This is a genomic window from Candidatus Poribacteria bacterium (genome assembly GCA_021295755.1).
Taxonomy (GTDB): Bacteria; Poribacteria; WGA-4E; order WGA-4E; family PCPOR2b; genus PCPOR2b.
Genome location: JAGWBT010000035.1, coordinates 13298 through 34009 on the forward strand (window position 1 = coordinate 13298; position 20712 = coordinate 34009).

Genomic DNA, 20712 nt, shown 5'->3' on the forward strand with positions numbered 1-20712 from the left:
TGGCAAAAATGGAAATGGCTGCAATGAAGGAAGAGATCCAGTTCAGTCCAGAAGATCAACAGTTCATTGACCGAGCCACAGATTTTTGCCAGCGAATGGGTGAGCGTGCTGTCCTCATGTTGGTTGGGAGTCGTGCCGCTAACTTTGCTGATGAATGGTCGGACCTTGACCTATGTATCATTGGCGATAAGTGGTGCCTTTCCGATGAAGATCGGAGAACTTACGAACGAAGCCAGCAACTCTTCGTCGATCGAGGCGATTATGAAGCCCACTGGTCATTTTATGATGAAGAGGACCTACGGGTGTGGTTGGAGACATGGCCCAATGAGATGATGTGGCTTGTTGCCACCTCGCAACCCTTCTACGGTTGTTTAACTACCGCAGAAGAACTGAAGCATCGCTATCGCCTGTATCCGCTAGTGGTCGCCGAGAACAAGTTAAAATGGATGTTCGGCAAGTATTATTACTCGCAGCGCGGTCCCTTAGCTATGGCAGCTCGGAAGCACACGGAAATGGCGTTTATTGCGGTTGGAAACGTCATCGAATATCTCTGCAAAATTTGCTGCATTGCTGAGAAGCAGCCGTTTCCCTACAGCAAATGGCTGGTTGCAGCAGCTAAACAGACACAATTGGGAGCAATGGTATATCCTTCAATTCAACGGGCGGTAGGTGGCATTGAAGAATTTATCAACCCGCCAACCGACCGTCACTGGCGTGACTGGTTGCCGGTGAAAGAATTGCGGGCGACGTTACCGATTGTTCAAAACGGGCTGAAAGAACTGGGTTGGGTTTACGATTGGATTGACAATCCGGAGAGAGTTTACTTTGAGGAGACGGTGAAACGACCTGAACCCTGAATGCCAACGAACCAGAATCAGAACCCCAAATGGATGTATCGGGCATGACTCTTGCGCAAGATATCATATGATTCTTAATGACGACGAAGGAGATTTTTGAGATGGAGAAAGAGCAGTTGCTCGAAAAACGAATTGCGGTGTTAATGGGTGGAAAATCGGGTGAAAGACAGGTCTCACTGCGATCCGGAGCGCGAATTACCGCTGCGCTTCAACGGCTCGGCGCAGATGTAGCCACAATCGATCCAATCGACCTCGATTGGGTGGAGCGGCTGCGCGCTGACGCAGTTGAAATTGCATTTCTGGGGGTACACGGCAAAGGTTGCGAGGATGGAACGATTCAAGGCGTTTTAGAAGCATTTGAGTTTAGCTACACCGGTTCCGGGGTGCTCGCAAGTGCACTGGCAATGAATAAGATCATGACCAAACGGGTGCTTTCGACGCTGGACATTCCCACGCCTGACTACCTGGCCGTTGACCCAAACCAAAATTTAGATCTGCAATGCGAGGAGGCAATCGATCGTCTGGGACTGCCAATTGTGCTAAAGCCTGCATCGGAGGGTTCAAGCATTGGAGTATCCATTATTTCCGAACTGCCGGAGGTTAGACGAATCGCCTATAAAACCCAACATCAGTTCGGGGAAATCTTATTTGAGCGATATATCCGAGGGCAGGAAGTCACGGTCGGATTGTTGGGGATTAATGAAAACCTCCGTGCGTTGCCCGTGCTTGAGTTGGTTCCCAAACGCGAGTTTTACGACTATGAAGCGAAGTATACTGAAGGAATGACCGAGTTCATTATTCCCGCAAGGTTATCCGATTCGCTTACCGAGGAGGTACAGGAAATCGCACTTGGGACGCATCAAGCTGTGGGCTGTTGGGGGTACTCAAGAGTGGATATGTTGGTCGATACCGATGGACAGCCCTATGTGATGGAAATTAATACACTGCCGGGGTTGACTGACCTCAGTGATCTACCGGCACAGGCAGCGGCGGCGGGTATGTCTTATGATGAATTGATCTATGAAATCTTAACGAGTGCGCAAGCACGTCTTATCGCATCGGATTAATACCGACTCGTCGCTAGTCGTGCTGCTCCGACTTCAGTTCACCTACGCAGCGGTAATTTCTGTGGGAATCACATCGGAGGCAGCGCCCTGCCGGAACTCAATGGCAGAATCAATCATCTTGAAGATATCAAACTGTGGTTGGTAACCGATAAGCTGCGCGCCTTTGGCGAGATCGAACTCATAATAGGTCGGCGTGTTGTCTGCCAATTGAACATCAACGTAATCCACGCCTAGTTTCTCCGCGAGATACGGCACCGTTTCCTCCCATGTAAACGACTTAGGTCCGGCGAGTTGGAAAGCCTCCCCGTATGCCTCCGGTTTGCCGAGCGCAGCTAAAAAACCGAGCACGATGTCGCGCACATCCGCTATATGTTTCTTATAGGATCTTCCGTTCTCATCTCGTGCGATGAGCAGGCGTTCTCCTGCGTCCCCAAACCCCAGTAGTTGTCGGCGGGTTTCGGCTGCGGCTCCTATGGTCCTGTTTGCGTAGGCATTCTGCCAATTGTCAAGGCGAAATTGGACAAAATTCAAGATCTCGTCTCCAGCGGCCACGAAGGCAAAACGGAAAATTGAGATCGGCAGTTGATAACTCCGATAATACCCACGACACATCTCTTCTCCCAGTACCTTTGAGAGTGCATACCACCCGCCCGGTTTCTGAGACATCTCGTCTTCGCGAATCGGTTCTGACAGACCGCCGGGGAGGTATTTCTCATAAGTTGCGTCGGTGCTCGCGAAGAAGAAGTGTTTGAGGTTATTCACGTTCTCACGGGCAGCCTCCAGCATGTTAAACGTACCGCGTGTGTTGATCTCGAAGTAATCCTCATTGGAAAAAGGACCGCCGCCTTGGAATGCCGCCCCAAGATGACAGATCGCCTCTACTCCAGCGACCGCTCTGTTTACATCTGCCGGATTGACCAAACTTCCCTCAACCAATTCAACCGGAAGCCCTTCAAACTTTTCCAGCCGCGAATCCTTTTCCCAAACCAATCCGCGTACTTCATGTCCTTCATTGATGAGTGCTTTGGCAAGATTGGCACCGATTCGGCCAGATATGCCGGTAACAAGAATTTTCATAAAGGTATCTCCTAATTTTATTGTGGAGCTCAGTTAATTTTTTATTTGTGATTTTGACTTTACTTTGTTATCATCAAATCTTCGTAGTGGAAACCTCATACTTTAGTGCAGGGAGGAAACTGTGTCTCCTTTTTTTGCGTAATATGTTTGTGGTAATATGAGTGAAAATATGGTATAATTCGGTTGGCTTTCGTGGGAGGTATCACGCCGCTGCTTGGTGTTGCTTCCACCCCCTTTGATACGAAACATGAAAGCGAGAAAGCCGAATCCTATGATAAAAACCTACCAATATCGAATATATCCGACATTCAAGCAAGCCAAAATCCTGCACGCATGGCTTGAAGCATTGCGAAACCTATACAACCAAGGGTTGCTTTGGCGAAAAGAGATTTTCAACAAAACAGGCGAATCTGTTAATTGGTTTACGCAGGCGAATGCGTTACCCGAATTGCGTCAGGCGTCCAGTACTTTCGGTATGATGCACATTGACGTGTTGCAAGATACCCTACGCCGTCTGGATAACGCCTACCAAGTATTCTTCCGTCGTGTCCAAACAGGTGAAGCACCCGGTTTCCCACGCTTCAAAGGCATAGGTCGTTATCGGTCAATGACTTTTAGCCACCTGTCTAAGAAATTGATTCGTAATATCCGAAAGCGGACCGGACGAATCATTGTGACGAAAGTCGGATATGTAACTATCCGTTATTACCGTTCACTCTCTGATGGGAAGATTAAGCACCTGACCATATAACGCAAGGCATCGGGCTGGTATGCTAATATCGCCGTTGAAATCCCTGATGTGTTAGAAGTTGAAGTCAAAACAACTATTGGCGTTGGCGTTGGCATTGAATCGTTTTTAACAACCTCTGATGGTGAAAGAGTCCATAACCCTCAATACTTTCGTGAATCAGAAAAGAAACTCACAAACACCCCCGAAACCCCCGCTGTTGGGACAGAAGCGCGAAACTTTGTAAGACCCGTTGGGCGGACGCTTCAAACAAGCAACGTCTCTTCAGGGCGGGGTAACTGACGTTGTTATATTTTACGCCACGGTGTCTTAGGTGTCAAAAGGAAAAATAAAAAGTGCAGTCTTTTTGAATGATTGCGGGGTTCTGTTTGTAGCTAGAAAAGCTGAAACCCTCAAATAGCTACCTCTCGGAGTATCTCATGCTGATGCGTAATGAAGGCAGAACCTTAAAAAGCCAGATCGTTATTATGTTCCTTTTCATCGGTTTATCTCCGCTGTTTTCCGCCTCAATCCTCGCTTTCTATTCAAGTGAAAAAACATTGAACGAAGCCATTGGCAAGGTAGAGCGAGATTTCGCGATTAAGGCAATGGATAAAATTGATCGCGAGATGGAGAACATCCGTCTTCTGGTCGAGAACTGGACTAGTTTTGAGAATCGAAAGGTTCTGGCGAACACAGCTATGGAAGGTCAGAAAAAGAGTTACGATGAGTTATTTGAGCAATGGAACCTCGATGGATCGACTTCAACCCCTGGGGCACACTTTCTCAAGAATCTCCAGCGGACAAACCAAACTCAATTCAAGGAAATCTTTCTGACAGACTTGCGTGGATATGTTATCGCTGCTACAGACAAAACAAGTGATTTCGATCAAGGCCCAGCAGACGATCCGCCGTTCGGTGAAAAGTGGTGGGCAGCAGCAAAAGAGAAAGGCGAACATATCGGGGAAATAGCCTTTGATGACAGTGCTGGCGTTTACTCTGTTGATATCAACATGAGCATCAAGGCAGATGACGATGAAACTGTGGGCATCTTAAAGGTGGTCTACAGTGTAGAGAATATCCGGAATCTCATCGGAGGTGGCGGATATGGGACTACGCGGCACTATGAACTACTGAATCGATACGGCTACATCGTTGCAGCGACTATGACAGATCAAGCCGAGATGCTAGAAAAAACATCTCGCGTCGTGCTCCCTGACAACAAGGAGATTTGGAAGAACCGGGCGGCCAAGAATGGGTTTGCTATCGGAGAAACAGAGGACGGGAAAGTGCTTATGGGGTGGTCCCGCGGCGAGGCGTGGACCGTATTGACATACAGCCCCCTCGACGTGGCCCATGCGCCCTTGCGGCAGCAGGCACGGTGGCTTATAGGGGTCTCTGCAGTTGCTACTGTTATCATACTTCTCGTTGCGCTAGCTGTGGGGAATCGTGTGGTCTCTGAAATGCTCGGTAAGGAACTCATGGCACAAGAAATTCAAACCGCTCAGAGTATGCAGATGGGGTTGTTACCCGAACCACTTGATATTAGTGAACTCGATTTGGCAGGGCGTTGTCTCGCAGCGAACCGTGTCGGTGGGGATTATTACAATCATCTGTGGATGGACGACGATCAGAGAAAACTTGCGATCGTCATCGCCGATGTGGCGGGACACGACATGTCTGCAGCAATCCCTGCCGTAATGTTCTCCGGGATGCTTGATTTCGCTGTCAAAGAGGGGACACCCGGTGCGATGCTCACCGCGCTCAATCAGTCGCTCTGTCAACAACCTAAGCGCACACCTTTTATTACCTGTTGTATTGCTATCATTGATCTGGATGAAAAGCAGATGCAATGGTCAAAAGCAGGACATCCCGAAATTTATCACTACTGTACACACAAAGATGCTGTCGAAGAGTTAACTGCCGAAAGCTATCCACTCGGTGTGTCCCAGAAATCCGATTATTCAGATGAAACGGTCCATCTACACGAAGGAGATCTACTCATTCTTTACACTGATGGACTCCCTGAAGCAGCCAACCCCAGTGGGAGGATATACGGCTACAACCGACTCGAAAGGAGTATCCACCGCGTTGCACAAGGTGGCCTCTCATCGATGGAAGGCATCAATCAAATGATAGATGATGTTCGCGGGTTCATTGACAATACCGAGCCGGAAGATGACATAACGGTTGTTGTAGCGAAGGTAACAAAATCCCAATAAGGCGTCATGAAAGATAAGGATATGACTACACAACCGGCTCCCTGTGCTGCGAACGATGTGATAGCTGCTGCTAAAGATGATGAAACCGATGAGCGAGTTCAATTGATTTCATTTCGGGAGCTAGTCCCTGAAATCAAAGATACAGGCTATCTGACACACTCGATTTTTTATTATCCCGCTAAATTTATACCCCATGTTGTAAGATACGCACTGGAGGCCGTGACAAAGGAAGGTGATTGGGTTATTGATCCGTTTGCGGGTTCAGGGACTGTCGGTGTTGAGGCTTACCTATGCAGACGGAATGCGTTTCTGCTAGACCTAAATCCGCTTTTGAATTATATGATCCCACTCAAGGTGCCCACTGAAAGAGGGCAATTGCGTGAAGATTGTCTAAGTCGGATGCTAGATGGTTTAGCAAAAAGTGACAGTGGGTTCACTCCAGCGTGGTCAAATGTAGCTTACTGGTATCCGCCTGAAATGTTAGAGGTTCTTAGTAGGTATTGGGGATTTATCAAAAACAGTGAACGCAGTACATACACCGCAATCATAGAATCGGCTCTGTTGAAGGCAAGCAAGCACTTCTCCTATGCGGAACATAGAACCCCCAAACTGTTCAGGTCTAAAAGTAAGCGAAAATATGTCGAAGAACTGCTGCAGACGGACTGGGAAGAAAAATTAAAAAGGATGATTAGAAGTCATTCATTAGAAACTATACGAAGTATGAATGATTTTGCAACCTTTACTAGCCATCACAATAACTGTGTCGAGTTCACGGGCGGGGTGGATTCCTCCTATTTTTCGTTTCAGCGGGAATTTAACGCCCTAATCACATCTCCGCCTTATCTACAAGCCCAAGAATATATGCGAACCGTCAAAATGGAACTGTTTTGGCTCGGCTATGACGATGAAGAAATAAGGAGTTTGTCCAGACTTGAAATACCGTATCGTAAAGCGGACAGGCTGATTCAAACCCCAACACTGGAGAAAATAAGGTCTGAACTCACACGGGCTGACCTCACAAAGTTATTAGATTCATATTTTTGCCATACTATCAATGCCCTTGAGAATGCAATGAATCAGTTAAAAGCCAACGGAACCGCCTGCATTTTCATCGGAAATCCGTTGATTGATGGAATAAAGGTTGAAATATGGCGAATACTGATGGAGTATTTTACGGACACTGGGTATTTCTTTGAGAATCTGTATGAAGATCGGATAAAGAATCGACAGCTATTTGGAACTAGAAAAAATAAAAATCCTGATGGAATGAAGTCCGAATTTTTGCTGATTTTGAGAAAAGGATGATTAGCAACCAGGACCGTGTGAGCAAGCTGTCTTTTAGGAAGTATGAGATGAGTAACAGTTTACGTGAATCTGAAGCCAGGGCCGTGCTCAAGTCCTTGGAATCATCATACTGCCCAGCGCCGATAAAGGAAGCACGGGAGCGGCAAGATGAGATACTGATTGAAAGATTCCGGGGACAGCCCTACGCCATTGCGGATGTCGGCTGTGGTACTGGCTACCATGGCTCAATCTTTGCTCCCGCGTGTCGGCTTTATCACGGCTTTGAGATATCGACTCATATTGCAAAAATTGCCCGGGAGAGATGGCGTAAGGATGAGTTAACCAACACCGAGTTGTTTCTTGGTGATGCCACTCAAGTCAAGCTGCCTGACGATTTCTATGACCTCATCTTCTGTTTATACTTTACCCCCGGCAATTTTCGAGAACCATCAACAGATCTGAGTCTTTATACGGACGCGTATCTCAATGAGAATCCGAGTTTTGTCGCTATATTCTCGAAGTTTTATCGGGCACTGAAACCGGGCGGGTTGATGTTCTTAACGATCTACAAAGATGTGCCCGAAGCAGAGGAAGCCCAAATCGATTTTTACGAGCATACCGATCAGCACATAGTAACACCCAAAGGAAGACGATTTGTGGCGACCGCAGAAAATTTCTGGTCTGCCAGATGGACCGAAGAAAGCCTCTTGTCGAACCTTAAAGCGTGTGGGATTGCTGAGAGCGATGTTATGTTTCATGACTTAAACCACATCGCATGGCTTGTTGAGATCAGTAAGTATAGTGAATCAGAGAAATAAGTGAATATTTACCAATAACTCTAACCTACGCGCAGTTTCCAAAGTCCCCCTGATAAGGGGGATTTAGGGGGTTGGCTGTGCATAATTTACCATAGTTACAGAAAAATGAAACGTGAAACGTAAAATGTGTAAAAGCAGAAAGTGGAAAACAGGACGATGCCTCCGCCAATCTGTTTTAGATTAGCGTGGATTAGCGTAGATTCGTGGATGTCTTCTCGTTTTCAGGATTTCCACACCTAAAGGAGTTTTTTAATGATAGGCCCCAGACTTCCCTACCGCTACGACCACTACACTTGGCCCGAAATCAGGGATTTGGTCGAAAAACAACCTGTCGTCGTCCTGCCCGTAGGTTCCACCGAGGACCATGGTCATCACCTTCCCTTGGACGTGGATACCTTCGTGGTCAGCAGCATCTGCGATGCGGCTGCCCAGCAGATCCCCGACGAAGTGCTGCTTCTGCCCGAACTCGCTTACGGCTTTGAAGACCACCACATGGATTTTCCCGGCACTATTACCATCCGTGATGACCATTTGCTCAACTTCGTGGTCGATATTACCAAGAGTGTTGCCCACCACGGCTTTCGCAAGATCCTTATCGTCAACGGTCACGGCTCCAACGTTCCTATCTTGGAATTGGCAGCGCGCCGAACAGTGATTGAGACCAATGCACATTGTGGCATGCTCAACGCCGGTGCTGGCGTTTCGGTCGATGAAATCGTTGAGTCAGATGTGCTGTCCCACGCAGACGAAATTGAGACATCTGTCTACCGTTATCTCAATGATGAAGTGGTACAGATGGACAAAGCCACCCACGAAGTGAAGGTTCCAGTGTCCCGCTACTATTGGCGTGGCACAGTACGCGGCAAGGGCAGCGCGCCGCTACGGATGATGGATCAGTGGTCCCGCATCTCGGAGACAGGCGTTATTGGCGACGCGACTCTTGGTACAGTGGAGAAGGGTGAACGATTTTTCAACGCTGCCGCTACAGAACTCGCCGCGCTTATCCGTGAATTCCGTACCATACCCATTGAGGCACGTGTAGACCACCATTGAACCCGGTGTCGGTTTACAAGGATTAAATATGTCCCAAAATCAACTCATCGTTGCTTTAGATGTAGAAGACTTGGCAGCAGCAAACGAACTAGTCACCACACTGTCCGACGATGTCAAGTGGTTCAAGATTGGTAAACAGTTCTTCACTTCTGTCGGTCCCAATTCCGTTAGGCTGCTGCAGAAAGCGAAGAAAAATATCTTTCTAGATCTCAAGTTCCACGACATTCCCAACACCGTCGCCGGTGCCGTGGCATCTGGCACAAAAATTGGTGCACATATGATCAACATGCACACTTCGGGTGGATTCGAGATGATGCGTGCCGCAGCCGAAAGTGCCGAGAAACAGGCGTCCGAACTTGGAATTCCTCAACCAACGCTCTTGGGGGTAACCATCCTCACGAGCGTTGATGAGGCGAACTTCCAGCGCGATTTTGGAACACCACGTAGGTTAGCAGATCAGGTGGCTTACCTCGCCGAACTATCCCAAAAGGCGGGTTTGGATGGCGTGGTTGCTTCGCCATTAGAGATTGGATTGATTCGGAAGGTGTGCGGGGACGACTTCGTAATCGTTACACCGGGCGTCCGTCCGGCGTGGGCGGATTCAAATGATCAGCAGCGGGTCATGGCACCCGCCGAAGCGATTGATGCCGGAGCGGATTACATCGTTGTTGGAAGACCTATCACTGCGTCGGACAACCCACGCGAGGCAGCGAGGAGAATACTGCAAGAAATCGATCAGTGAAACGTGATACGTGGAGCGTGAGCTGCCAATTTGACGTTCATATTTTATGCCGGATCTCACTATTGACATAAGAGTGAGTGATGAATTCAACGAGATCACGCATGTAATCGTCAAAGACAGAGATCATATTTTTCAACCCAAGTTGCTAGTGATGTGCGACGCGATAAAATTAACCTTTATACCTGTAGGTCGGGCATCCCCGGTCGCGGGATCTTCTCGGACTTGCCCGATCTACAAAGCCCCAGAGGGGCGATATGTGTATAGCATCTCGGTAAACCAATTCCCCTAAGCCCCAGAGGGGCGACATGTGTGTTGTAAATTTGTTATTTCTGATAGGTATCGGGCATGAAAACTCGACCTACAGGTTGTCTGGCAACTTGCGTGTTTTTTAACATAAGGATGACAATTTTCGATAGTCAATGGATAACCAACAAAAGATACGAAACTACTGCATTTTAGGACATATAGACCACGGCAAAAGTACACTCAGTGATCGCCTTCTGGAGTATACCGACACGCTGACCCCGCGTGAGATGCGCGAACAAGTTTTGGACCTAATGGACCTTGAACGCGAACGTGGCATTACCATTAAAGCAACCGTTGTGAAGCTCAATTATCGCGCTACGGCTGGGGAGGTCTATGAACTGAACCTTATTGATACGCCTGGGCATGTTGATTTCACCTACGAAGTATCGCGGAGTCTCGCAGCGTGTGAGGGTGCTATTTTAATCGTCGATGCCGCACAAGGCGTAGAAGCACAGACCCTAGCAAACGCGTACCTCGCGATTGACCACGACCTTGAGATTATTCCCGTTATCAACAAAATCGATCTCCCGACAGCGCGTCCCGATGAGGTCAAACGACAAATCGAAGAAGTTGTTGGCATCCCCGCAGACGAAGCGATTTTGGTGAGCGCAAAGGAAAATATCGGCACACAGGAGATATTGGACGCAATTGTCAATCGGATACCCCCGCCAAAAGGAGATACCGATGCGGCGCTGAAGGCATTGGTCATTGACTCGGTATACAACAGCTATCGGGGCGTTGTCATGTATGTGCGTGTTTTCGATGGAACCGTGAAGGTGGGCGACAAGATCCGCTTGATGGCAGCCAAAAACGCTTACGAGGTCGAGGAGGTTGGGGTGTTCCTGCCGCACATGAAACCGGCTGATGTGCTATCAACAGGCTCAGTTGGCTACGTTATTGCCGGGGTTCGAGAGATAGCGGACGCCAAAATTGGTGAAACCATTACCGACCATGCAAGACCGACTTCAGAGCCGCTGCCCGGCTACCGAGAAATGAAACCACTTGTGTTCTGCGGGCTGTATCCAGCGGACACCAGCGAGGTTGGAGCGCTGAGAGAAGCGCTCGAAAGACTCAAGCTCAACGATGATTCTTTCAGGTTTGAGCCTGAAATTTCTGTGGCGCTTGGGTTCGGATTTCGGTGTGGTTTCCTAGGGTTGCTGCACATGGAGATTATCCAAGAACGGCTGGAACGCGAATTTGACCTCTCCCTTGTTCGTACCTCACCGAGCGTTAAGTACCGTGTCATCCAACGAGATGGTGAATGCGTTGAAGTTGATAATCCCGCGAAGCTACCGCCCGTTGATCAGATCGATTTGATCGCGGAGCCTCACATCACCGCTGACATTATTGTGCCGCGAGACTACATCGGAAATGTGATGGATTTATGTCAAAAGCGACGAGGTGTCTTTATACGCATGGATCAGTTGGACGCAACCCGCGTGCAAATCAGTTATGATCTGCCCTTGGGCGAAATTCTCCTTGATTTCTACGACAAACTCAAATCATTGACGCGCGGCTACGGTTCGCTTGAATACGAAGTTGGGGAATACAAACCCGGCGATCTCGTGAAGCTAGATATTTTGCTCAACGAAAAGCCGGTTGATGCCCTCTCGACAATTGTTCACCGTGACATGGCTTACGGTCGGGGAAAGGCGTTGGTAGAAAAGTTAGGGGAAGTAATTCCACAGCAGATGTTTACCGTGCCCATCCAAGCAGCAATCGGACATAAAGTGATCGCCCGTGAAACCATCCGTGCTTTACGGAAGAACGTAACGGCAAGGCTTTACGGCGGTGACGTTACCCGCAAGCGGAAGCTGCTCGAAAAGCAGAAGGAGGGCAAAAAACGGATGAAACAGATTGGGAGCGTCGAGGTCCCACAGGAAGCGTTTATGGCAATTCTATCGATTGATGACTAAAATATGTATTTTACATTGGAGGTAACGCACCTATGAATGAAACGTCGGCAGACACGCAGGAAGAAACACGTTCACGCTGGCAGAGATTCCAGCAAACTGTGGTATGGGAATATCTTCAGGTTATTGTGGTTGCTTTCGTGCTCGTCTTTGGATTTATTCGTCCCTTTGTCGTTGAGGCATTCAAAATTCCGTCCGGTTCCATGGAAGAAACTTTGCTTGTTGGTGATCGCATTCTTGTCTGCAAATTTATCTACGGCATCAATATACCAGGAACAAAAATTAAACTCTTTGACTTCCACAAACCGGCGAGGGGAGATGTATTTGTATTCGTTCCCCCGCACGAGCGAACCAAGAATTTTATCAAACGCATTGTGGCAGTTGGAGGCGACACAATCGAGACGAAAGGGGACACACTCTACGTCAATGGCGTAGCAATCGAAGATAGTACCTATGCGAAGCATGTGTCCCACGCCATCGGTCATCGGTACGATTTTCCACCCTTTCGTAAGCCGTACCATTTGCCCAATGACAAAGCTTTTGCGCCTTATAAACTCTCACCCAATCAGTTCCACATGACATTTCCTGAAGGCAGACCCTTTGAAGTTCCAGCAGGGTATGTTTTTGCAATGGGAGATAATCGGGATCAGAGTAGTGACAGCCGTACTTGGGGGCCTGTATCCGTGAACGATATTAAGGGGCAAGCCTTCATGGTCTATTGGTCTTACGACGCATTCAATCAGAAAAGACCTTGGGAAGTTTGGAAGATTATCAATGGTATTCGATTTACCCGTATTGGGAGTTTGATTGAGTCAGAGTTTGATGGTGGACATTGAGAAAACTGTTAGTTTATGGCATCATCAAACATCTTGAACAGGGGAGAGGAAGATGAGCATGGATAACATACTTATGAACAAAACGTCAGTAGATACACACGGAAAACCACCTTCTCGTTGGCAGAGATTCCAACGAACTGTAGTATGGGAATACCTTCAAGTTATCGTGGTTGCTTTCGTGCTCGTCTTTGGATTTATTCGTCCCTTTGTTGTTGAAGCTTTCGAAATTCCGTCCGGTTCCATGGAAGATACCTTGCTTGTTGGTGATCGCATCCTCGTCTGCAAATTTATCTACGGCATCAATATTCCGGGGACAAAAATTAAACTCTTTGACTTCCACAAACCGGCGAGGGGAGATGTATTTATATTCGTTCCCCCTCATGAACGAACCAAGCACTTCATCAAACGCATTGTTGCCGTTGGAGGAGACACGATTGAGACAAAAGGGGACACGCTCTACGTCAACGGAGTAGCAATCGAAGATAGTGGCTATACAAAGCATGTATCCCACGCCATTGATCATCAGTACGATTTTCCACCCTTCCGTAAGCCTTATCATTTGCCCAGTGACAAAGCTTTTGCGCCTTATAAACTCTCACCCAATCAGTTCCACACGACATTTCCAGATGGCAGACCTTTCAAAGTTCCAGCAGGGTATGTTTTTGCAATGGGAGATAATCGGGATCAGAGTAGTGACAGCCGTACGTGGGGACCTGTATCCGTGAACGATATTAAGGGACAAGCCTTCATGGTCTTTTGGTCATATGATCTGTTCAATCAGAAAAGACCCTGGGAGGTTTGGAAGATTGTTAATGGCATTCGGTTTACCCGAATTGGAAGCTTGATTCGTTCAGAGTTTGATGGTGGGCATTGAGGAAATCGTTAGTTTGTGGCATCAACAAAGAGGAGGAAATTGACCATTGTCCGTGGAAGTTCGTTTAGACCATATCGTAAAAGCCTTTGATACCACAATCGCAGTGAATGATGTCAGCCTTGAAATTCGGGAGGGTGAACTGTTTTTTTTGCTCGGTCCCTCGGGCTGTGGAAAAACTACCTGTCTGCGCATTCTCGCGGGGTTCTACGAGCCGGATAGCGGGACATTGATGTTTGGTGATCGGGAGATGAGCAGAGTGCCACCGCATAAGCGGAATACTGGCATGGTATTCCAGAATTACGCGCTTTGGCCCCACATGACCGTCTTTGAGAATGTGGAATACGGGTTGTCACTTCGCAAGATTGATAAGGAGATCCGAAAAGAGAAAGTCCACGAAGTCTTGGAAGTGGTACAAATGCCAGAGTATGCCGATCGCCCTGTCAACAAACTCTCCGGCGGACAGCAACAGCGGATAGCGTTGGCACGCGCCCTAGTTGTAGAACCAGATGTGCTGCTTCTTGATGAACCGTTAAGCAATCTTGACGCGAAGCTTAAGCGGATTCACTCACAAGCCGGTGCGACCGCCGTTTATGTCACGCACGACCAACAAGAGGCAATTCACCTCGCCGACCGGATGGCAATCATGAGGGAAGGTTCAATTATCCAAGTGGGCACTCCCCGCGAAATTTATCGGTATCCGACCAATCCATTTGTAGCTAGTTTTATCGGCGAGACCAACTTTATCAGCGGTAAGATTCAATCCCTATCTAATGGAACTGCCGAGATTGAAACGGAAATCGGTATGTTGCGCTCAACGACAATCTATCACGATTTCACAAACGGTGAAGCGGTGACTTGCTGTATCCGTCCAGAGTCAATCTATTTCGATGAAGCAATGGCTGAAGGGGCATCAAACCGACTGAGTGCGAAGGTGCTCAACGCAACCTATCTGGGACGTATCGAAGAATATCACCTAGCACTCGCCGATGAATTGACAGCGAAAGCGGTGTTGCACAACCCAAGAACGCACGGTAAAAAGGTCGGCGATACGCTTTCCATATCTGTCAGCACAGAGGATGTAATCCCTTTGCCGGTTGCTTTGAATCCCGATCTTATCAGGGCGGCGGAACCCTACAGCGATGAGAAAGAGCACGAGGAATTGTGAATCTGCTGAACACCATGAAAGGCAAAATATTACTCCTCGCTGCAGCTAGCTTCCTCCTTCTGTTTTTTGCGGTCCCTCCCTTTCGTGATTGGCTCTTGAGCATTTTTGAGCTTTTCAAAGACCCACAGGCGATGCGGGAATACATCGCCGCTTACGGTCCCCTTGCTCCGGTAGTTTCTGCGCTCCTCATGATACTCCAGAGTGTTGCCGCACCGTTGCCCGCTTTTCTGATTACCTTCGCGAACGGGCTGCTGTTCGGCGTATGGTGGGGAGCTGCATTGTCGTGGAGCAGTGCGATGTTAGGTGCTGCCCTCTGTTTTTTTATTGCTCGATACTTTGGGCGTCCTGCCGTTGTCAAGCTAACCAGCGAATCCGCCCTTGCCGCTTCTGATCGGTTTTTTGACCGCTACGGCAAACATGCCGTGCTTATTGCGCGCCTAGTCCCTATTATCTCATTTGACATAATTAGCTATGGGTCAGGGTTGACCGGTATGAGGTTTCTCGGATTCTGGATCGCTACCGGAATTGGGCAACTACCCGCAACGATTCTGTATTCTTACCTAGGCGATGAAGCAACCGGGACAATCAAAATCCTGTTTTGGGCTTTCGGGATTGTCATTGCGATCTCCATTGTGACTGCCCTGATTAAGCGTCAAACACCCGGACTAGAACGCAACATTCCAGGCTGATTGAGCCAAGACGATTGCGCGATGGTGCTAGGTATCTTCAGCCTTGTTAAATAGTTGGAGGAATCCATGGAAATTCGTGGCATCCGTGAATCAGAGTTAGCAGAAATGATTGACTTGCAATGCCGGGTTTTTCGACCGGATGGGCATGAACGGTACTCGCAATATGTTCGCACTGATCCAAGCTACCGATACGACCAATCTCGCGTCGTGGTGGTGAACGGGGAAATTGTATCGACCCTTCGTGTCTGGAAACGCGAAATGCGAATTGGTTCTATCGCCGTGCCGATGGGAGGGATTGGAGGCGTGGGCACACACCCTGAACATCAAGGTATAGGTTATGCTACAGCGTTAATGAAGGATACGATTGCCTACATGCGGACGGTTGGTTATGACGTGGGAGTACTCTTTTCGGCCATTCCATGCGCATTTTATCGGAAGTTGGGGTGGGCGAGTGTGCCGTTGGCAGGCTTTCGAGTAACCCGGAGGGTGAGCGTTGGACTAGGAGAAACAGACTGGGGTGTTGTGCCTTTCGACGAAGACCGAGATCTGAAGGACTGCATTGCACTTTACGATCAGCATAACGCCCAACAAAGCGGATCGCTTGTGCGCGTAAGGTCTTATTGGGAAAGCGGCCCCGCACGGCTACGGGAAATTTTGCCGACGGTAGTCGCTCGGAGTGAGAACAAGCTCGGGGGTTACCTCAACTTTCAAGTTGGTGAAAAAAGTGTAAACATCCTTGAAGTTGCCTATGATCGTACGCAGCCGGAAGCCTTAACAGCGTTGGTGAACCATCTCCTCGAGATCTGTGAGCGAAAAGACGTGGAGGAACTCCACGGTGATATTCCGCATCGACACCCGATGGTTGATCTACTTGTTGAGGGGACAGCGGGGGATACCTTCTTGACTGGCAACGCGGCCATGATGTTATATCCTGTGAATCTCCTTTCTTTGTTCCAGCGACTTCTACCTGAGCTACAAGTCCGGCTCGATGCAGTGAATCAAACATCCGGCCCTGTCTCGATCCGCTTTGCCGTGAATGACCAGGAAGCGGGGCTACGTTTACTCGATGATGGAACGCTCCAAACCTTTGATTCAGATGAGAAGGTAGTTCGTCTGGCGTTGCCGGGGCACCTCTTTTGGCGTATGCTGCTTGGTGAATCAGGTTGGACGCAACTAGAGCCAACTTTGCAGCAACAGGGGATTGCAGTGGAGCCGGAAATCGCAGCTCTATTATCAACTCTGTTTCCACAGCGGGAAGTCATTTTCTGGGGGCCAGATCATTACTGAGCCGTGAGGAACAACGATCGTTGTTCTCTACTACATACAGGAGAAAAACATGAAAATCGGTGTAACACAAATTATTCTTGGACCAATGTCATTAGACGACACCCTTAATCTCTGTCAAGATGCGGGTTATGAAGCAGTAGAATTGACGTTCCGGGACGGAAAAGATCTGAATGCAGACATGAGTAGGTCAGAAATTGAGAGCGTTGGTGAGAGATGTAAAGAGGCAGGCATCGAAATCGGCAGCGTCATCGCTAGCTACGCAGACCGTGGGAATCTGCTCAGTCCAGACGCAGAGGAACGAGAGAGCGGTGTCAAATCCCTCGTCCGTAACCTCGAAATCGCAGGCATACTCGGTGTGAGCGGAATCCTCTTGCACCCCGGACAGCTCACCGTTTCCGATACCTATCAATCAGTTTGGGATAACTTAGTCGGTATTCTGAACGAGGTTGCTCCAATCGCCGCACAAAACAAAGCTGCAGTTGGGTTGGAAAATGTGTGGAACAAATTCCTACTGAGTCCGAAAGAGATGCGCGACTTTGTCGATGAGGTTGGGAGCGAATGGGTGGGGGTTTACCTTGATACCGCCAATATGATGGCTTACGGCTATCCTGAACATTGGATCCGTGAATTGGGGAGTCGGATTCGGCGCGTTCATTTTAAGGATTTTGACCGACAAGCCCATCAGTTCGTCAATCTGCTCGACGGCGATACCGATTGGCACACCGTGGTTCATGAACTCCGGGCGATCGGATACGACGGTCCTGTCATTCACGAAGTTGGCGGCGACCATGCCGCGCAGGTTGACCTCGCTGAACGGATGCGGAAGATCGTTTCGATGTAATCGAATGCCGTTCATTGGGTTGTAAGGTTCAACGATCGTTGAACCCTACATTCGCAGGACGGACACCGAATTCTGCCTCAAAGTCACGCCAAATTTCGATAGGAACGTCTGCGGTTGCCGCTTCGTATGCTTCCTCAACCTGCACTTTATTAGCGGGACCCACCATCACAATACCGTCTACCGGTGCAGCCAAGCAAAATTGCATAGCGAGATGGCGGATGTTTGCGCCGCGCTCTTGGCACCACTGCCACATCATGTGCGCCCTCGGCATGGAACCGGGGTGGCGACGTTGCTCAGTTTCCACGTCCGGCTCCTCGCCAGTTAGCGATCCCATACCCAGAGGACTTGCCAGGATAATGCCTACATCATATTCACGGGCTAACGGCAGCGTTGTCTGAGCAACTGATTGGTCGAGCAGATTGTAGTCAAGAAATGTGAGGACGACTTCAATGTGGCCCGTTTCAATTGCGACCCGATGAAACTCGTGTGAGCGGACCCCGAGGCCGATATGTCGGATAACTCCCTCCTCTTTCATTTTAAGCAACTCGTCTAGCGCACGACCTGGTCCCAATGGATCTTCGATTGTGATCGGATCGTGGATAAGGACTGAATCTAAGTAATCGGTCCTGAGTTCCTCGAGACTGTTCTCCACGCTCCGACGTGTGGTCTCGCCGGAGTAGTCTTTATCTGGACCCGGAGGACTGACCTTGGCTTGCAGATAGATTTTCTCCCGCAGACCACCAGCAAGTGCTTTGCCCCAGCGTCCTTCTGCATGGCGTGGGTAGGTATCCACATAGTCAATGCCTAACTCAATCGCACGATTCAGCTTCGGATCCCTGCGCCAACCATGCAGCACCCAAGCCGAGTGACTTTGGTCGCATCTCAGTGCGCCCCATCCGTCGAGTTTCCAGTTCTGCCATTATTCCTCCTAATATATCTCTTAACTTCGTGCAATACTTTAGTACTAGCGTGGTCCGGGTATTGTAATCTTCCCGTTGTCTCGGCGTTGGGATTCCAAGAAGCCGATCATAATCTCCACAACCCTGTGCCCGTCTCTGCCCGATGACGAGGATTCACCCCCTTCAGCGACTATACGCACCAATTCTTGAACGCCGGCGGGTATTCCCTCGACCTCCCATTCAGGTGGCGTTATGGGATGAGAGGTGCCGTCCTTTTCTAGGCTGGCTTTTTCGTTGTCAATAAGGACATAGCCTTCTGTGCCGACAATCTCAAGGCGAAAGTTTGGGGCGGGCGTATCCTTAGAGCCACCGGCATAGTATCCTCGGACACCGTTTGCGAAATGGATGTAACCACTCGCGGCAGGCTCTGTCTTGGGTTCGTGTCCACCATCTCCCCCGTATTCCCAGTAATTTTCGTATCCCGCTTCCAATTCGGCGATAACCCACTCTGGGTCAGAATCCGCATAGTAGCAGATCGCGTCGATGAGGTGGGTGCCGTTACGGAATAGCATGGCACGACCCCCGTTCAGTGTGCCGATGATATACTTTACCTCCCCAATCTCGCCGGCTCCAACGATTTCTTCCTTCGTATGCCGCCATAGAGGTTGCCATCGTCGCGTGTGGTCAATAGACAGGATTGTGCCGTTGCGTTCAACCGCTTCGAGCATGCGGTCAGCATCGGCGAGATTGGTTGCCATCGGCTTCTCGCAAAAAATCCCCTTCGCGCCGGCGTTAGCGGCATTGACCACCAGATCTGCATGTCGGTGATCAGAGGTCGCCACTGTTACGATGTCTAAGTTTTCCTGCGCCAACATTTCTTGGTGATCCGTGTAGAGTTCGATGTCTGACCAATGGTCCTTCCACTGCTCTTTGAACTCTGCGAGTGTAGGCTCCGATATATCACAACCGGCAGCCAACTCCGCATTGGGCAGCCCTACCAAACCAGAGGCATGTCTGACGCCAATGCCTCTACATCCAATCACGCCAACTCGATATTTCGCCATAATAGCTTCTCCATCTTAGGTTTGACCTTCGTGAAGGTTTCTGTTATGTGGTTACATTAGTTCCAAAACGTGCATCATATTCTGCCCAAATCTTGTCAGGCAGAGGGGTACTTGCGGCTCGCACATTTGCCTCCAACTGTTCAAGGTTCAATGAACCGATGTTATTTCCGTGAATCCGTTCCTCTCGTAAACAGAATTGGATAGCCAACTGGAGCATATCTATGCCTTTTTCCATGCACCATCGCCACCTTGCCCGCGCGGGTTCAAGATCGGGGCTATCCTTCCATTGTTCCTTGGCTGCTTCCGCGTCAAGGTTAATTCCTGTGAGCAAGCCGCGCAGAATTGACCAACCATTCATCACCCCGACATCTGATTCAGTGGCGGCGGGTAGGATTGTCTCTGCAATGGTCTGACGGATCAGGTTATAGTTGTTGAAGGTTAAGATGAAATCAACATCGCCGGTTGCGATTGCTTTTAGGTGGAAATCGTGCGGTCCCATGCCGTACCCAGCGAACTTCGTCAGTCCACGGGCTTTACATCGGAGGATGCCCTCCAGTGTTCCGCCCTTATCAAGTGTCGGCTCAATTTCAACGGGGTCATGGATGAGCACTCCATCGAAATAGCCGATGTCCAGCGACTGCAACTGATCTTCAATATCTGCAACTGCGCGCTCGGCAGAATAATCCGGCGTTCCCTCACCGTAACCGCCCCATTCCGCCCCAGAATGACAACAGACGCGCCCAGTGATAATCACATCCTCACGGGGAATTTCCCGCATAGCCAGTGCTAGCTTACGCATTGAATCCCCGTAGCAGCGCGCACCGTCAAAGTGGTTGACACCAAGACTGATAGCGTGTTTGATAAGGGCAACCGCATCTTCGTCGGAAACGAACCCAAACTGATTGCTGAACCCCAGCGTCCCAAATGGAACAACAGGGATACTCAACTCTGTTCGTCCCAAGCGTCGGCGCGGTATGGATAGCGACATTAT

General features: G+C 49.2%; 20 protein-coding genes. 16 read left to right on the forward strand and 4 right to left on the reverse strand.

Annotated elements, in window-relative coordinates:
• Nucleotides 1-23: 23 nt before the first annotated feature.
• Both J4G02_06880 and J4G02_06885 read left to right on the forward strand, forming a co-directional pair.
• Nucleotides 24-857, forward strand: coding sequence for a nucleotidyltransferase domain-containing protein (locus tag J4G02_06880; GenBank protein MCE2394300.1), 834 nt, complete (start codon nucleotides 24-26; stop codon nucleotides 855-857).
• A 101-nt stretch (nucleotides 858-958) separates the two neighbouring features.
• Nucleotides 959-1924: a D-alanine--D-alanine ligase gene (locus tag J4G02_06885; GenBank protein ID MCE2394301.1), complete on the forward strand. Its 966-nt coding sequence runs from the start codon at nucleotides 959-961 to the stop codon at nucleotides 1922-1924.
• Nucleotides 1925-1966: 42 nt separating this feature from the next.
• Here J4G02_06885 and J4G02_06890 read toward each other — a convergent pair whose 3' ends face one another.
• On the reverse strand, nucleotides 1967-3001 hold the full coding sequence (locus J4G02_06890) for an NAD(P)-dependent oxidoreductase (protein MCE2394302.1): 1035 nt from the start codon (nucleotides 2999-3001) through the stop codon (nucleotides 1967-1969).
• A gap of 271 nt (nucleotides 3002-3272) precedes the next feature.
• Between J4G02_06890 and J4G02_06895 the strand changes: the two genes are divergently transcribed.
• From J4G02_06895 to J4G02_06960, 14 genes are all read left to right on the forward strand, one after another.
• Nucleotides 3273-3752 carry a helix-turn-helix domain-containing protein gene (locus J4G02_06895; GenBank protein ID MCE2394303.1) on the forward strand — a complete coding sequence of 160 codons (480 nt, stop codon included), beginning with the start codon at nucleotides 3273-3275 and terminating at the stop codon, nucleotides 3750-3752.
• A 48-nt stretch (nucleotides 3753-3800) separates the two neighbouring features.
• Entirely contained in the window at nucleotides 3801-4031 is a 231-nt protein-coding gene (locus tag J4G02_06900; GenBank protein ID MCE2394304.1) for a transposase, read from the forward strand.
• A gap of 137 nt (nucleotides 4032-4168) precedes the next feature.
• On the forward strand, nucleotides 4169-5950 hold the full coding sequence (locus J4G02_06905) for a SpoIIE family protein phosphatase (GenBank protein MCE2394305.1): 1782 nt from the start codon (nucleotides 4169-4171) through the stop codon (nucleotides 5948-5950).
• Nucleotides 5951-5971: 21 nt separating this feature from the next.
• Nucleotides 5972-7255 (forward strand): adenine specific DNA methylase Mod, encoded by a 1284-nt coding sequence (locus J4G02_06910; GenBank protein ID MCE2394306.1) that lies wholly within the window; start codon nucleotides 5972-5974, stop codon nucleotides 7253-7255.
• 47 nt (nucleotides 7256-7302) lie between these two features.
• Entirely contained in the window at nucleotides 7303-8052 is a 750-nt protein-coding gene (locus J4G02_06915) for a class I SAM-dependent methyltransferase (protein MCE2394307.1), read from the forward strand.
• A gap of 252 nt (nucleotides 8053-8304) precedes the next feature.
• Nucleotides 8305-9105 (forward strand): creatininase family protein, encoded by an 801-nt coding sequence (locus J4G02_06920; GenBank protein ID MCE2394308.1) that lies wholly within the window; start codon nucleotides 8305-8307, stop codon nucleotides 9103-9105.
• Between the two features lie 28 nt (nucleotides 9106-9133).
• Nucleotides 9134-9847: an orotidine-5'-phosphate decarboxylase gene (gene pyrF, locus J4G02_06925; protein MCE2394309.1), complete on the forward strand. Its 714-nt coding sequence runs from the start codon at nucleotides 9134-9136 to the stop codon at nucleotides 9845-9847.
• A 419-nt stretch (nucleotides 9848-10266) separates the two neighbouring features.
• Nucleotides 10267-12069 carry a translation elongation factor 4 gene (lepA, locus tag J4G02_06930; protein ID MCE2394310.1) on the forward strand — a complete coding sequence of 601 codons (1803 nt, stop codon included), beginning with the start codon at nucleotides 10267-10269 and terminating at the stop codon, nucleotides 12067-12069.
• 32 nt (nucleotides 12070-12101) lie between these two features.
• Nucleotides 12102-12902 carry a signal peptidase I gene (gene lepB / locus J4G02_06935; GenBank protein ID MCE2394311.1) on the forward strand — a complete coding sequence of 267 codons (801 nt, stop codon included), beginning with the start codon at nucleotides 12102-12104 and terminating at the stop codon, nucleotides 12900-12902.
• Between the two features lie 73 nt (nucleotides 12903-12975).
• Nucleotides 12976-13776, forward strand: coding sequence for a signal peptidase I (gene lepB / locus J4G02_06940; GenBank protein ID MCE2394312.1), 801 nt, complete (start codon nucleotides 12976-12978; stop codon nucleotides 13774-13776).
• 52 nt (nucleotides 13777-13828) lie between these two features.
• A complete protein-coding gene (locus J4G02_06945; protein ID MCE2394313.1) occupies nucleotides 13829-14941 on the forward strand; it encodes an ABC transporter ATP-binding protein in 1113 nt (370 codons plus the stop codon).
• Nucleotides 14942-14955: 14 nt separating this feature from the next.
• Nucleotides 14956-15630, forward strand: a complete 675-nt coding sequence (locus J4G02_06950) for a TVP38/TMEM64 family protein (protein MCE2394314.1) — start codon at nucleotides 14956-14958, stop codon at nucleotides 15628-15630.
• A 66-nt stretch (nucleotides 15631-15696) separates the two neighbouring features.
• A complete protein-coding gene (locus J4G02_06955) occupies nucleotides 15697-16917 on the forward strand; it encodes a GNAT family N-acetyltransferase (GenBank protein ID MCE2394315.1) in 1221 nt (406 codons plus the stop codon).
• A 49-nt stretch (nucleotides 16918-16966) separates the two neighbouring features.
• Nucleotides 16967-17758 carry a sugar phosphate isomerase/epimerase gene (locus J4G02_06960; GenBank protein ID MCE2394316.1) on the forward strand — a complete coding sequence of 264 codons (792 nt, stop codon included), beginning with the start codon at nucleotides 16967-16969 and terminating at the stop codon, nucleotides 17756-17758.
• Between the two features lie 28 nt (nucleotides 17759-17786).
• Here J4G02_06960 and J4G02_06965 read toward each other — a convergent pair whose 3' ends face one another.
• From J4G02_06965 to J4G02_06975, 3 genes are all read right to left on the reverse strand, one after another.
• Entirely contained in the window at nucleotides 17787-18551 is a 765-nt protein-coding gene (locus tag J4G02_06965) for an aldo/keto reductase (protein ID MCE2394317.1), read from the reverse strand.
• Nucleotides 18552-18722: 171 nt separating this feature from the next.
• On the reverse strand, nucleotides 18723-19721 hold the full coding sequence (locus J4G02_06970; protein MCE2394318.1) for a Gfo/Idh/MocA family oxidoreductase: 999 nt from the start codon (nucleotides 19719-19721) through the stop codon (nucleotides 18723-18725).
• A 43-nt stretch (nucleotides 19722-19764) separates the two neighbouring features.
• Nucleotides 19765-20709 carry an aldo/keto reductase gene (locus J4G02_06975; GenBank protein ID MCE2394319.1) on the reverse strand — a complete coding sequence of 315 codons (945 nt, stop codon included), beginning with the start codon at nucleotides 20707-20709 and terminating at the stop codon, nucleotides 19765-19767.
• Between the last annotated feature and the right edge of the window lie 3 nt (nucleotides 20710-20712).

What these genes read in the sequence shown, in the direction of transcription:
- lepB (MCE2394311.1), top strand. Translation starts at nt 12,102, where the DNA reads ATGAATGAAACGTCGGCAGACACGCAGGAAGAAACACGTTCACGCTGG.
- J4G02_06890 (MCE2394302.1), bottom strand. Translation starts at nt 3,001, where the DNA reads ATGAAAATTCTTGTTACCGGCATATCTGGCCGAATCGGTGCCAATCTT.
- J4G02_06955 (MCE2394315.1), top strand. Translation starts at nt 15,697, where the DNA reads ATGGAAATTCGTGGCATCCGTGAATCAGAGTTAGCAGAAATGATTGAC.
- J4G02_06920 (MCE2394308.1), top strand. Translation starts at nt 8,305, where the DNA reads ATGATAGGCCCCAGACTTCCCTACCGCTACGACCACTACACTTGGCCC.
- lepA (MCE2394310.1), top strand. Translation starts at nt 10,267, where the DNA reads ATGGATAACCAACAAAAGATACGAAACTACTGCATTTTAGGACATATA.
- J4G02_06915 (MCE2394307.1), top strand. Translation starts at nt 7,303, where the DNA reads ATGAGTAACAGTTTACGTGAATCTGAAGCCAGGGCCGTGCTCAAGTCC.
- lepB (MCE2394312.1), top strand. Translation starts at nt 12,976, where the DNA reads ATGAACAAAACGTCAGTAGATACACACGGAAAACCACCTTCTCGTTGG.
- J4G02_06975 (MCE2394319.1), bottom strand. Translation starts at nt 20,709, where the DNA reads ATGTCGCTATCCATACCGCGCCGACGCTTGGGACGAACAGAGTTGAGT.
- J4G02_06895 (MCE2394303.1), top strand. Translation starts at nt 3,273, where the DNA reads ATGATAAAAACCTACCAATATCGAATATATCCGACATTCAAGCAAGCC.
- J4G02_06950 (MCE2394314.1), top strand. Translation starts at nt 14,956, where the DNA reads ATGAAAGGCAAAATATTACTCCTCGCTGCAGCTAGCTTCCTCCTTCTG.
- J4G02_06910 (MCE2394306.1), top strand. Translation starts at nt 5,972, where the DNA reads ATGACTACACAACCGGCTCCCTGTGCTGCGAACGATGTGATAGCTGCT.
- J4G02_06970 (MCE2394318.1), bottom strand. Translation starts at nt 19,721, where the DNA reads ATGGCGAAATATCGAGTTGGCGTGATTGGATGTAGAGGCATTGGCGTC.
- J4G02_06885 (MCE2394301.1), top strand. Translation starts at nt 959, where the DNA reads ATGGAGAAAGAGCAGTTGCTCGAAAAACGAATTGCGGTGTTAATGGGT.
- J4G02_06905 (MCE2394305.1), top strand. Translation starts at nt 4,169, where the DNA reads ATGCTGATGCGTAATGAAGGCAGAACCTTAAAAAGCCAGATCGTTATT.
- J4G02_06960 (MCE2394316.1), top strand. Translation starts at nt 16,967, where the DNA reads ATGAAAATCGGTGTAACACAAATTATTCTTGGACCAATGTCATTAGAC.
- pyrF (MCE2394309.1), top strand. Translation starts at nt 9,134, where the DNA reads ATGTCCCAAAATCAACTCATCGTTGCTTTAGATGTAGAAGACTTGGCA.
- J4G02_06880 (MCE2394300.1), top strand. Translation starts at nt 24, where the DNA reads ATGAAGGAAGAGATCCAGTTCAGTCCAGAAGATCAACAGTTCATTGAC.